This window comes from Bacillus sp. RZ2MS9, assembly GCF_001816185.2.
GTDB lineage: Bacteria > Bacillota > Bacilli > Bacillales > Bacillaceae_G > Bacillus_A > Bacillus_A cereus.
In genome coordinates, this window is sequence record NZ_CP049978.1 from 3,015,809 (window position 1) to 3,029,556 (window position 13,748).

The window sequence follows — 13,748 nt, forward strand, 5'->3', positions numbered from 1 at the left end:
AGTCATTACCAATCCTTATCAGATTTTATTGTTAAATCGTAGGCTAAAGGCTCTTCAATAATTTTTTTAATCTCTTCTAATTTATTAGTTTTCCCAAGCGCCCACATCAATTTTGCTATGATGGCTTCCGTATTCATATCTCCAGACAATATTACTTGATGTTGTGCCACTTTCCGTCCTACTTCATAGAGAAGTATGTCTTCTCCTTCTTCCAGGCATTGAGTAGTAATCACTACAGCAATCCCCATTTCAGTCAACTCTTGAATTTTCGAAAGCAAGTTCCTTCCTTCAAAAGGTAATCCACCGTTTCCAAAACTTTCAATAATAATTCCTTTATACAAATCTTTTAAACAATCAAATATCTCTGGTTTTGTACCTGGATACAATTTCATAAGAAAAACATCCGTACATAAATTAGTATTTATTGAAAGTTCATTATGGGAGGACGTTGGCTTCCAATGATATTTCACTTCATCTTCATTTACCTCCGCAACATATGGATAATTCACACTTTCAAATGCATCATAACTTTTTGTTCGCATTTTAACTGCTCTCGTCCCAATAATCACCCTACTATCAAAAACAATAAACACACCGCCAACATCCTCACAGGCAAATCTAAGAGCATCAGCTACATTTTTCTTTGCATCTGTCTTTTTAAAACTAATAGGTACTTGTGAACCTGTTAAAACAACTGGTTTTCTTAAACCTTGCAGCATATAAGATAACGCGGAAGATGTATAAGCTAACGTATCCGTTCCATGTGTAATCACAAACCCGTCATAGTCATCATAGTGATTAAAAACAGCATTAGCTATTTCTTTCCAGTGCTCAGGTTGCATATTGGTACTATCAATATTCATTAAGATTTTGCAATCTATTTCTAAGTTTCGAGAAGACTTCGAAAAATAATTCAATAATTCCTCAGCAGACAATCCTGGAACAAGCCCCTCATTCCCCTCCACAGATGCAATTGTCCCACCAGTTGCAAGTAATAAAATTTTCTTCATACACAACCCCTCCATAAAATAAACAACGATATATCGTTCGCGTAATGCGTATTTATATTTATCATTATAGAACTTAATTTGAATTAATCAAGATTTTGTATTCAATACGCGTACTTTTTTTCTATTCTTGATTCTTTTTCTATGCTATAATTAATTTAATAAAATTAGATGGGGTATGAGACGAATGCTGGAACGTTTATCTAAATTAAGAAAAAATCAAAAATGGTCCTTACAAGAGACAGCAGATCGACTTGGGATTGCGAAAAGCACCTATGCTGGTTATGAAAATGGTTATAGATTACCTTCATTACAATCTTTATCTAAAATAGCCGATTTATTTGATACATCTGTAGATTATATATTAGGTCGAATTGAACATTCACATCAAAACAAAGATGTAATTGATATTACAAGACTCCTAAACGATCCAGATGCAACACTTTTAGTAGATGGAGAAGCACTGTCAACAGAAGAGATAATAGATTTTATTGCTTTTGTGAGAAGTAAACGAGAACTAAGTTCCAAGAGAATAGAAAATATTGAACCAACATGTAAAAGTTAATTCAATAAAAAACGAAGACACTGCACTCTTTAAACTTAGAAATACTTAGACAATTAATTTGTAAACGGTTTATATAATAGATTCTTAGCAGCTGGCCTCATTTGGGGACTTATACTTGGAAACAATCCCATTGGTTATATGATTCAATTATTTTTCATCATTTGTGTGGGGTAGCAGCTATTTTCGGAGGTCTCACATCCAATAAATCAATTATCATGAAACAAGGACTTCTCGCTATTTTAGCGTTGCTTGCCCTTTTATCTGTCATATAGAACTAAAGCTTTTCAATAAAGGAACTCACTTTTGAAGAATACGCCATTCTTTCTGTAGATTTATAAGAAAGAATGGCGTTTTTGTATGTCTATTTCTGTATCGAGAGAATTTGAAAGTATAACAGAATTCAAACAAGAATTAGCAAAGTATATAAAGTACTATAATCATGAAAGAATCAAGGAAAAATAAAAGGGAATGAATCCGGTATTGTACTAGGCTCATTCCCTAGAGGCTACTTAACAAACCGACCTTTCTAACTTTCGGGGACACAGTCTAGTTGAAGTGCTACAAGCAACGAATTTACTATTTTAAAGTTAAGTGTTTAACCTTGAAGTATTTAATTCTTTTTTCCAGACAAAGCATACATTATATCTTGATGCTTTATTGTCCTCTTATAATTATGTGGTATCGGGAATTTGTTTCGTTGTTCTTTTATTATAATTATGATTACTATAAGTGATAAAGCTACAGGTATAAAAACGATTAACAAAGCATCTTAATGTTTATGAAATTCTTTGTTAATCGTTTCTCTTCTCCCTAATCTCCTGCGAGACTATATTTTTTATTAAAATTTCCCATATCTTATTTGATTTATTCTGTGACACCAGATTGGGTTACTTTTACATCAGCTGTTACACGAAAACGTAAATCTTTATAGGATTCTTCCCATTCTTGACTGTTCCATTTTCTTACGTGAGTTCTACCAAGCTTTCTAAGTCCTATAGGATCTGTGTCTTTTTTAATAAATCTCTTTATCAATGTAGTTGCTTTTTTTTCTATTTCTTTTTCCATAATTTTTTCTAATTTTTTTATTTCTTTAGGATTATCTAGATTTTTTGTTTTTGTAAATTCTTGAATTTCAGCTTTAACTTGAATATGAGCATTTACGAATGGATGCTTACTATTCCCCTCCATCTTATATTTTGTTCTAGCTTTTATATTCTCTATCGTAGCGTAAGTATTTGAAGAACCAGGTAGTTTGAATTGGTATGTACCTTGTTTAAAATTATCTGTCAACAATTTAAATACAAATAAATCTTTAGGGTTCACTTTATCAACCATTTTACATCTTTTAAAAAGTGCTATTCCATCTAACTCCAACACGTTACCTTTTTTAGATATTATCGGTAAATAGGAATCTCTCGCATCATCATTAAGTTGGTTTAAAAACATAAAAAAATTTGTTTTGGGCTGCGTTCCATTGTCCATATTTTGCTCCAGTAAAGAGGATAGATAGGAAGCAATTTCTTTTTCTTTAGAATAGTTCCCCTTTAATAGTGATTCCCCTTTTACATTTGTAATTGCTAAATAAATTGCATTTCCTACACTAGGATTTCGGTTCAAAGTCTCTAAAATTTCCTGCATTCCCTTTTCAATTATTTTTTCATTAAATATAATAACACGCAATTGCCCCAACTCTAGAGGTCCAGAAGATTTTTCGGATGCTCTTGCAAGAACTTCTCTACCAGTCTGGCCTGATGCTGAATAGATTTTTGTTTCACCTTCCCCGCCTCCTTTATAAGCTGAAATCGCAAAGGTTCCTTTTAGCTTACCGTCTGCTTCGGTATCATATGCCGCAACTTGAACTAAGTCAATGTCATCCACAATTTTCGTTTTAGCACAACCTATTAAGAAGACACTTAATATAAGGAAAAGTATCCATCGCTTCATGTTTATCTCCTTAACTTTATTTTGGCCGTTTGAATTAGCCATAGTACAGGTAGGTATACATATATATATACAAAGCCCATTTGACCTGTCCAAGTATTTAATAAGTTAATTTTATTACGATTATTCAAGAAAAATGATAAAACAAAGATGAATAGGATGATAACTGGCAAAACATATTTTTGCTTTATTCCCAGTGCCTCTTTTATACCACGACTTACTCCCCATAATGTAAAGGAAACATTGGGTAATATAAAAAAAGCCCAAACAGAAACAATAATGTATTCAAACCGCTCTATAAAGGGAAATTGTATAATTTTAATCATGCTTAAATATGCCCATATCGCACTCGCTAGTTGTTTTTCACTAAAAAATGCAAGAGTTAAAATCATAAGGTATGTGTAGACAATAGTCGTTACTAAATTTGCATAGTGCGCATATTTTTGAGACGTTTTTGCCTTTTTAATAAATGGGTAGTACAGCAATAACATTTCAAATCCAAAAAAACTAAACATATTTCCTTTCATTCCTTTCATAATTTCTAGGAATGAATGCTGTGCAATTGGAAATAAATTCTGGAAATCTGCATACTGCAAAGGATAAAAAAATGTGAAGATTAGAATGCTTGGGATAACGATTCCAAAGAAGCCGATTCCGGCAACTACACGAAATCCTCCAGTAACAATGTAATAACATAGACCCAAAAAAGCCCCTGCTATAACCCAAGATGAAATTGAAGGAAACATCCAAACATGTACTACTTCGATATAAGTATGTAGTGTTGTTGCACCTAACAATACAATATAGGATAAAAAAATGAAGTTGAGCAATCCACCAATCCATTTTCCAAGTACGTTTTGATTGATTGCAATGATGTCTCCATTACCCTGATTTAAAATCTGATATATGATCCAAATCATAACATTAACAGATATTCCAAAAAGTAGCGTGCTAATCCACGCATCATTTCCAACTAATTTTGCACTAATCCTTTCAAAACCAAGCATACCAACTCCCAACTGTATAGTAATAATTAAAAAAAATACCATATATGGCGAGACTTGATACTCAATTGGGATCTGTTTCATAATGCTCCTCCCTGTTAAATTCAATCATCAAAATCATTTCGTGATATGATTTTATTTTTCTCTACCTCTTCTGGATTAAAGCGAAAACGCTGTTTAGACCTTGAAAAAATAGGACGTCGAAACATCGCTGAGATTGGCATACGTATAATGCTGTCTTTCCAATCTGTAGGACGTGTAGGATAAAAAGGGAACAAATAAGGACGTCTTAATGATTCTGTACGTAATAAGCGTACTAAAAGGAAAGAACTTGTTAAAACAATTCCTAATAAGCCCAATAGGTGTGCAGATATTATAAAAGGAAAACGAATTACTCGAATTGTATTACCAATTCGATATATTGGTGCTGTAAATGAACTAAGAGCTGAAAGTGCAACAATGATAATAAGTACGTTACTTGTAAGACTTGCTTCTACCGATGCTTGTCCAATTACAATACCACCTACGATACCGACAGTTAAACCCACTTTAGTTGGTAAACGTGCCCCTGCTTCTCTCAGTAATTCAATCGTTATTTCTAAAAAAAGTGCTTCAATTAATGGAGGAAAAGGTACTTTACTTCTCGATATGATTAACGTTTCTAGAAGTTCTTTTGGGATAAGCTCGTAATGATATGTTAAGATCGAGACATATAATGGCGTCGTTAAGACAGAAAATATAAAAGCAAAAAGCCTTAATAGACGAAAAAAAGAGGCTATAATCCAAGGCATGGTGTAATCTTCTGTCGTAGAAAAAAAATCAATTAATGTTGTTGGAAGAGTGATGGCATAAGGCGAGCCATCTACAAAAAGTGCAATTTTCCCTTCTGCTAATACAGCTGCCACACGGTCCGGACGTTCTGTATTCAAAAATTGAGGGAATATAGAATTCGGGTTGTCTGCAATTAACTGCATCAAATAAGTACTATCCAAAACATGGTCTGTTTTTATTTGACTTACCCTTTTTATAATTTCTTGTAGATTTTGATCATTTACAATTCCCTCAATAAATACAATCGCAACAGTTGTGTTAGAGAGAGAGCCTACTTTCAATTCCTTCATTTGTAAATAAGGTGTTGGGAGCTTTCTACGTACTAAATTTAAATTTACATCTAAATCTTCGACAAATGCGATTTGCGGACCCACAATATTGTATTCAATTTCAGCTTTTGTAATATCCCTTTTTTCTTTCTTTGACACATTTACTAACAAACAATTTAGTTTATCTGTATCGAACTGAATAAGTATATAGCCATTTAAAATACTATCCTGAATATCTTCAATTTGATTTGTTATTTTTGAATTTTCAAAGGGTAAGACAGACCGAATATCTTGTAATGAATCGCAGCTCTTCTCTTTTATATAAGTTAAAACCTCTTCATGAAATATATTTACATCGATTAAGGTTCTAAAATATGAAATGACTATAGAGGATTTGTTTGAAGCGATCTCCAACGTTATAAAATCTTTAGATTTTTTTAGTAATTGCATTAATTCCTGCAAAGATTTTATAGAGTGAACAGGTACTTTTTCATGTGGTTTCAATTGATAATACCCTTCCTTTCAAAAAGAACCTATATATAGTTTTTAAAAATTTCTATTTTAAAAATGAGGGATATTTATATGTCAATATGCTCATTAAAAATAATGCCTTTTTAACTAACTTAACCAAAATTAGTTAAAAAATGTATTACAAGTAAAAATTTGAAATATCCCCAAGAAAAATTACAATATTAAAAACATCCTTTCTTTTGGTTCTAAAGAAAGGATGTTTTTATAACAGGCTTTTTCAAGTGTCTATTCTATAGGGTACATTTACCAGTGTTCTTCTCTTTATTATTTCATTAAGTAACATTATCATTACATTCTGTATGGTTTCTTAAAAAATTTCAGTAAAAGAACATATTAATTTTGAAGTGTACAAATAGGGAGAGTGACTTCAACTGTAGTTCCCTTATTCACTTCACTCTCAATAAATACCTTTCCCTGATGTGTTTCAATGATTTTATAACAGATCATTAACCCTAAGCCAATCCCCTCTTCTTTAATACTATAAAAAGGTTCTCCGAGGTATGGTATACGTTCTTTTGGAATCCCACACCCTTGATCGATAAAACGAATACTTAATTGATTATTATCAAGTATATTTAATTGAATGAGAATTTCTCCTCCCATCGGCATAGATTCAATTGCATTTTTTAATATATTAACAAATACTTGCTTTAATTGATTTCCTTCACATGAAATCAATGGAATACCAGGGTTAAGATCAATTCTAATTTTTATATTATTCATCATTGCTTGAGGGTGTAGTAGCATTAAAACTTGATCCATTAGCACACTAATATCATTAGGTTTTATTTTTACCACCTGTGGTTTGGCTACCGCCATAAATTCAGTTGTAATACTCTCTATACGCTCAATCTCTGATGATACTATATTTATATAACTTTGATTATTTTCATTTTCCGTTGATTTTAGTAATTGCATGAACCCTTTCATTGCAGTTAATGGATTATTAATCTCATGAGCCATTACAGTCGCTAATTGTCCTACAACAGCAAGTTTTTCAGATTTTCGTAATAATTCTTCTGTTTTTAGCCGTTCAGTGATATCACGAGAAATACTTAGGAAAACTTTTTTACCATTTAAGTTAAAAACACGAACACTAAACTCAGTTGTTATTACTTTTCCTGTTGGAAAAACATATTCATCTTGCAAAGTGAAGGAAGTTTGTCCCTTTTTAATTTTTTCAAATAACCTTACGATTATTTGAGAATCTTGTGGTACTACATTTGAAAATGATAATGAGAGCAACTCTTCTCTACTATATCCAAATCTTCTACACCCAACAGGGTTTACCTCAATAAATCGACTTGGAGCATTATCTTCATTCAGCTCTACTACATATACCGCATCAGTTGCTTGTTCAATTAGTGCACGGTACTTCATTTCACTATCTCTTAATTGCTGGTGTAATCGATGTCGTTCTCTTTCTGCTTGTTTTCTTTCAGAGATGTCTCTACATATTGCTGATAAAGCTATCACATTTCCTCTTACATCTAGTATAGGAGAAACTGTCAGACTGACATCAAGAAGACTCCCATCGCTCCTTTGTCTAACAGTTTCTAATCTAGTAACCACAGATTCACCTGTTAGAATTTTCTGAATATTTTTAAGCGATTCTTCCATTAAAAAATCTGGTACACAAGGTAATCTCTTACCTATGATTTCTTGTGATGACCACCCAAATATCTTTTCATAAGCTTTATTCGCTTGTAAAATATGCCCTTCTCGATCAGAAATGGTAATAGCATCTAGATTGTGCTTTATAAATGATTCCAATAATTCTTTGGTAGCGCTTAATTCTGATTCTACCTTTTTCCTTTCGGTTATATCAACTGTAGAACCAACAACTTCAATAACTTGTCCATTTCGTTTAATCGGCCTAAGCGCAATAAGAATAATAGTTTTATCATTTGGCCAAGGTAATTCAAATATAATTTCTTTTCCTTCCCATGCCTGAAGATAGTACTTCATCAATTGTGGAACTAAATGTGGAGGAACAATAGAAGCATCAATAGTACGTAAGCTTTTTCCTACCACCTGTTCAGAATAAAATCCGTTTTGATAATAAAACTGTCCATCACATAAAGTGTGTATAAAGTGCTTACCCACTTTTTTAAATTTAAAAATTCCTCCTTGAAGCTCATGTACGGTATCTGCAAGTTCTTGCTTCGATTTTTTTAATTCTCGATTCATTTTAGATAAGTCCTGTGTTAAATAATACAATCTCCGGTAGGCTTCCATAAGAAATAGCCCAATTAAAAGTCCTAACGCTATATATAATAAGCCTCCTGTGTAAAGTAATGTAGTATTAAATAATACGCCAACTAACCACTTTATTCCAATAAAAACAGAAAAATATAACGATGCACTTTTAAAAGGATGTAGTTTTTTAAAATAAGTTTTAAAGGTAGAAAATAGAATCCCCATACCTAAATAAGCAATCACAGGAGGTTCCCAGTACCCTCCTGTGTAAAAGATACGCATTACAATTATGCTAATTAACGTAATCCAACCAGCAATACGACCAAAGTAAATAAAAGATAGAATAAGAGGAACAACTCGAAGATCGTAGGAAAATCCCATGTATGGAAAAGAAAAGAACATTAACGTAACTGCAATAATCCCTCCATAGAGCTTTTCAAAATATCGACTAGAATTAATTGTAAACACTTGAATAAATATTGCTGCGCTAACTAATAAAGAAAAAATAGAAAGGTTGATGAAATAATCTTTAATAATCATGTAATGTCCCTCCTTGCATTAAGTGTATTCGACAAAAAAGCTAAAAATCCTACAAATTGTATAAACAGTTCAAATGCATAAATTTTAAACTAGGATAAAATCTAGAAAAGTAAATAAGGGGCACAGCAGATGAGATATTTTAATGAAAAATAGTTCAAAAAAGATAATAGTAACCGTTGACTACTATTATCTTTTTTCTTTAATTTATCGTAATATGTCTGAAACTCTAAGGGACGTGGTATGTCATTTCATCAAACAATGATTATATGCTGAGTGATGAATATAGAAATTTCAGCAGTCATTTTTGAAAAATAACATAAAAAACAAAACTATCTTTAAAAATAGAAAAAAACTATATAAATGTCAACTAATCTATGTACAAAAACGTTTACTTAATTTTGCATAAAATCACTCAACTTAGGAAGCTAAGTAGTTCTTCAAGGTCGATAAGAACACCTGTAGATGCTTCAGGATAACTACATAATTGTATGAGTAATGTACTTGAAACCTTTCGGTAAAACCATACACATAAGACAACTAACTCCTTTGTTCAATATTTACTTTTTCGCTGAACAAATTCTTTTTCTTGAGCAAAATATTCTAGGATATAAGGAGATTTTTCAATTAACTTGTTGTCTAGTTTATTGTCCAGCTCCAATTACTTCGTTACTTTCAGATTCAGTTCATTATATTTTGTACTTTGTCTTTATACACAAAATATTCTTTACCATCCACTACTGCTACTACCGCAAATTCATCATTTGGATTGAATGAAAGCCAATCAGCCCACATGTTAGTATTAGCCCCTCCACTCCACATATTATGAACAGTGTTTTTAGTTAAATTCATAACTTTATAAGACGCATTTGGCGCATTTGTTCCAGTCTTTATTTCAAAAGTGTATGCGTTATGAATTTTTTTATAAAAGTAGAAAACGTTTGATGGACGAAGCTGATTCAAAAAATCCTGTTCTTTTTTCTCTGCAATTTTTATCCCTTCTTGCAAAGTGACAACATCTGTTTTTAATGTTTTCCAACTGTTTTTCGCTGCATTCAAGCTAGGGGTTAAGAATTTATATTTATTTTGATCAGCTTTTTGATCAGCTTTATCAATATGTCCCAGTACACCCGAATATTGAGAATCTAAATCCTCCCATTGCGTAGACATATAAGTAAGAGCAGTGATAGCACTATCAAGCATACTATGCATATCACTAATATTATGAAATGCAACTCCAACTACACGATTCAATGTTATTTTATAATCTACAGTCTGACGCAATTTTGCTAATTCAGGTTCTAGCCAACCTAACTTACCTCTTGCATCACCTATCATTATGCCACCAGCAATCAAGGTTGGAATAAAGGGGATTTTAACCATGTCTAAGCCCTTAGATTCTATGTCTTTCTGATATTTTACTTGTCCTAAAAGGTCCTCTAGACGCTTTTGGTCAGCCTCCACATCAGCACCTTGGTTTTTTAAAATCGATTGCAATGTCTCTTTATGACTTCCAAATGTTCTAACATCTTCTCCAATAGCATTTTTTAATTGAATTAATTCTTCTTTTAATGCTTTTGCAGACTTTTGATTTTGTTGAATTCCTCCCTGTAAATCTGTAATCCCTTTTTTTAAAGTATCTCCATTTCCAGTATTGATCGCCTCTACTAATGTTTCATAATAATTTTCAAATTTTGTATTGTATTCTATAATGCCTGTCAATGTATCAAAAAGCTGTTTTTTTACTTGTGTATTCCATGTAACAGCATGTGCTCTTGCATTCTTTTGATCTTGTACAATTTTACTAGGTAAATCTGCATTTCCATTAATAGTTATTCCTTCAAAACTCACATCTGGATTATTAATTAGCAAATAAGAATATTCATTCATAGCTTTTGCAAATAAACCAGCATCTTGCAAAGCTTTTTTCATCTGTTCTTCATTTGCTGAAAAAGACATATTTTCAGTGTTCGTTTGTTCAATTTCAATTGCAAAAGTTTCTAGTGGTATGACTGCATAAGTAGTTGTTATAGTTAAAAATGCTGATACAGCGAGTAGTTTATGAGGGATTTTTTTCATCATTTCGTATTCCTCCTATATAAGGTATGGTTTCAAGTTCTAATCTTATTAAAAAGCGATGTCTTTCAAAATGAGTTCTACATCTTTTATCAGTATCGTTTGAACTTTCTTTAGCAGCCTTCAAATCATTAAGTATTAAAGAAAATGTATATAATCTGCTTCAAATTAACCGATTCTGTTGCAAATTTTAAAAAAGCAATTAAACTACAAGGTTATTTTTTATTCGAATCATACTTATATATAATTGAAAGGCGAAGTCTTTAATGAGACTCCGCCTTTCTGTTATATAAGGATTTATTAATTATTACTTTTCTGTTTAACAGTGTAATCATAGACTTTCTATGTTTTAGTTCACTTTACAACAGAATTAATATTTCCCTATTTTTGTGGAGTAACAGTTTCCACTTTTAATTCCTTTATTCCTTCTTTTAATGTAACAGCATCTGTTCGTAATGTTTTCCAACTGTCTTTCGCTGCATTTAAATTAGGTTTTAAGAATTTGAATTTATTTTGATCGGCTTTTTGAGCTGCATTCTCAATATGCCCTAGAACGCCCGAATATTGAGAATCTAAATCATGCCACTGTGTGGACATATAAGTAAGAGCGTTAATAGCATCATCAAGCGCCTTGTGCATTTCATTAATATTACTGTAAGCAACTCCAACTACACGATTTAAGGTTACTTTATAATCCACGGTCTGACGTAATTCTGCTAATAAAGGCTCTAACTTACCTAAATTATCCCTTGCTACTCCCACTATGATACCGCCAATTATTGGTAGACCCAAAATAGCACCCTTCATTACATTAAACCCATCAGATTCTAATTGTTTATAATAGTTTACTGATCCTAATACTTCTTCTAGACGCTTTTGATCGGCATCAACATCTGCACCTTGATTTTTTAAAATTGACTGCAAGAGCTCTTTATTACTTCCAAATGCTCTAACATCGTGTCCAATAGAGTCTCTTAATTTAGTTAATTCTTCTATTAGTTGTTGTGCATACTTTTGATTTTGTTGAATTTCACCTCGTAAATCTGTAATCCCTTCTTTTAAAGTTTCTCCATCCCCTGTATTAATCGCCTCTATCATTGTTTCATAATAATTATCAAATGTTGTATCGTATTCAACAATACCATTCAGTGTATCTAAAAGCTGTTTTTTTACTTTCGTATCCCAAGTAACGGCATGTGCCCTTGCATTCTTTTGATCTTGTACGATTCTACCAGGTAAATCTACATATCCATTAATGGTAATTCCCTCAAAATTCACATCAGGATTCTTAATTAACATATAAGAATAGGCATTCATAGATTTTGCAAATAATCCAGCCTTTTGCAAGGTCTCTTTCATTCTCGCTTCATTTGCAGAAAGAGCCGTATCTCCATTATTCGTTTGTTCAATTTCACTTGCAAAAGTTGTTACTGGTGAAACTACATTAGCGGTTGTAATAGTTAATAGCGTCGATACAGCGAGTAATTTGTAAGGGATTTTTTTTATCATTTCATTTTCCTCCAATTTAGGTTTTAAATTTCAGTTCTACTCCTGTTTAAAAGCAATATCTTTTGAAATGAATTCTGCATCTTTATGAATATCATTCCAACTTTCTTTAGCGGCTTTTAAATCATCTGGTATTAAAGAGAATTTGTGGTCTTGCATAGAATCGATATTATCCAATAAATCTGTATAATTTGCGCCCATTGTATTCCATTGCTTTTGAATATTTGTTAGAGACAATATCGCTTGATCTACAGTCTGGTATAAATATGCCAATGTTTCTTTCGCGTTAGTAAGCGAAAGAACTGCTTGATTAGCACGATCTGCTTTCATACTTAATTCTCCGATTTTGTTAGAAATTTCATTATAGGAATCCATATGCTTAGATGCTGTGACACCAGCCGCTGTTCCTAGACCGATACCAGCTGCACCAAGAGCCGAGAGTCCACCAACAACAGCCGGTGTTGCTGTACCGCCAGTTACAACAATAACTACCGCTCCTCCAATAGCTGCAATAACTAAAATAGCTGCTCCCAATCCACCACCAATTGACCATGCTAATACATCATCAAAATGTTTTTTCTGAGTAGAACGAAGTTGCTCAATTTCAGCTTGAAGTTGTGGAATCGTTGCCTGTTGACCTGCTAATATTGCAGTTAATCCACCTTTCCCATCCGGACCACCAACATTATTTTTAAAATCTGTAGAATTTTGATATAGTTTCCCTTTGAAGTCTTGTAGCATCTTAATCACATCTGTAACTTCTTTTGAATTTGTATTGATTGTAGTAATTAAATCATTTATACCCTCTTTTAGACCTGCCTTATCTTTCTTTTGTACAGTTTCTACTAATGTGTCGTAATAATTTTGAAATTGTTCATCGTAATTTACAATATTACGAGCAGTTTTTTGAATCTGTGGCTTCGCTGTATCTAACCAGTAATTCGCATTGATTCGTGACAGCTCTTGATTAAGGTGAATATTTTTGAGCAACTCTCCCCCCTCTGAGCCTAAATCGATATTAGATAAATTTACATTTGGTTGCTTAATCATTGTTTTTGCGTATAAATCCATTACTAGAATATGAGACCCTGTTTCAGCTAATGCTTTCTTCAGTCCTTCGGGGCCTAATGCATAATTGCCTACTTTTTGTTCTTGAGCGGTCGTTTCTTGTGCAAATGCATGAATAGTGTTACCGGTAGTAGCAGTTATAACTGTTGCTAATGTAGCTAAAGTTAATACTTTGAATGGAAATTTTTTCATGACTATTCTCCTTCTTTCGCTA

General features: G+C 32.4%; 9 protein-coding genes and 4 pseudogenes. 3 read left to right on the forward strand and 10 right to left on the reverse strand.

The genetic code is table 11. The annotated features are described in order from the left end of the window. Positions 1-5: 5 nt before the first annotated feature. Positions 6-1,010 (reverse strand): asparaginase, encoded by a 1,005-nt coding sequence (gene ansA, locus BHV55_RS15470; RefSeq protein WP_000722299.1) that lies wholly within the window; start codon positions 1,008-1,010, stop codon positions 6-8. A 184-nt stretch (positions 1,011-1,194) separates the two neighbouring features. On the opposite strand from ansA, the gene ansR reads away from it, so the two are divergent. The 3 genes and pseudogenes from ansR to BHV55_RS27905 all read left to right on the forward strand — a co-directional run. Continuing rightward, positions 1,195-1,572 (forward strand): HTH-type transcriptional regulator AnsR, encoded by a 378-nt coding sequence (ansR, locus tag BHV55_RS15475; protein WP_000893567.1) that lies wholly within the window; start codon positions 1,195-1,197, stop codon positions 1,570-1,572. A gap of 66 nt (positions 1,573-1,638) precedes the next feature. Further along, positions 1,639-1,844: pseudogene (locus tag BHV55_RS27505) on the forward strand (DUF1304 domain-containing protein); the annotation flags it as partial. A 103-nt stretch (positions 1,845-1,947) separates the two neighbouring features. Continuing rightward, positions 1,948-2,034: pseudogene (locus BHV55_RS27905) on the forward strand (IS3 family transposase); the annotation flags it as partial. 125 nt (positions 2,035-2,159) lie between these two features. On the opposite strand, the pseudogene BHV55_RS15490 reads toward BHV55_RS27905, so the two are convergent. The 9 genes and pseudogenes from BHV55_RS15490 to hblD all read right to left on the reverse strand — a co-directional run. Further along, positions 2,160-2,290 (reverse strand): annotated as a pseudogene (locus tag BHV55_RS15490) (excinuclease ABC subunit C); the annotation flags it as partial. 146 nt (positions 2,291-2,436) lie between these two features. Continuing rightward, positions 2,437-3,516, reverse strand: coding sequence for a Ger(x)C family spore germination protein (locus BHV55_RS15495; RefSeq protein ID WP_070756660.1), 1,080 nt, complete (start codon positions 3,514-3,516; stop codon positions 2,437-2,439). Positions 3,517-3,518: 2 nt separating this feature from the next. Continuing rightward, entirely contained in the window at positions 3,519-4,601 is a 1,083-nt protein-coding gene (locus BHV55_RS15500; RefSeq protein ID WP_000809694.1) for a GerAB/ArcD/ProY family transporter, read from the reverse strand. A 20-nt stretch (positions 4,602-4,621) separates the two neighbouring features. Further along, entirely contained in the window at positions 4,622-6,121 is a 1,500-nt protein-coding gene (locus BHV55_RS15505) for a spore germination protein (RefSeq protein WP_000802290.1), read from the reverse strand. A 360-nt stretch (positions 6,122-6,481) separates the two neighbouring features. Further along, positions 6,482-8,887, reverse strand: coding sequence for a PAS domain S-box protein (locus tag BHV55_RS15510; RefSeq protein WP_070756663.1), 2,406 nt, complete (start codon positions 8,885-8,887; stop codon positions 6,482-6,484). Between the two features lie 430 nt (positions 8,888-9,317). Next, positions 9,318-9,545, reverse strand: a pseudogene (locus tag BHV55_RS27510) (hypothetical protein); the annotation flags it as partial. A 20-nt stretch (positions 9,546-9,565) separates the two neighbouring features. Further along, positions 9,566-10,966, reverse strand: a complete 1,401-nt coding sequence (hblB, locus tag BHV55_RS15515; RefSeq protein ID WP_070756666.1) for a hemolysin BL regulatory component HblB — start codon at positions 10,964-10,966, stop codon at positions 9,566-9,568. Positions 10,967-11,341: 375 nt separating this feature from the next. Further along, positions 11,342-12,469 carry a hemolysin BL binding component B gene (gene hblA, locus BHV55_RS15520; protein WP_000591969.1) on the reverse strand — a complete coding sequence of 376 codons (1,128 nt, stop codon included), beginning with the start codon at positions 12,467-12,469 and terminating at the stop codon, positions 11,342-11,344. Positions 12,470-12,505: 36 nt separating this feature from the next. After that, entirely contained in the window at positions 12,506-13,726 is a 1,221-nt protein-coding gene (gene hblD, locus BHV55_RS15525) for a hemolytic enterotoxin HBL lytic component L1 (protein ID WP_000714435.1), read from the reverse strand. Positions 13,727-13,748: the final 22 nt, after the last annotated feature.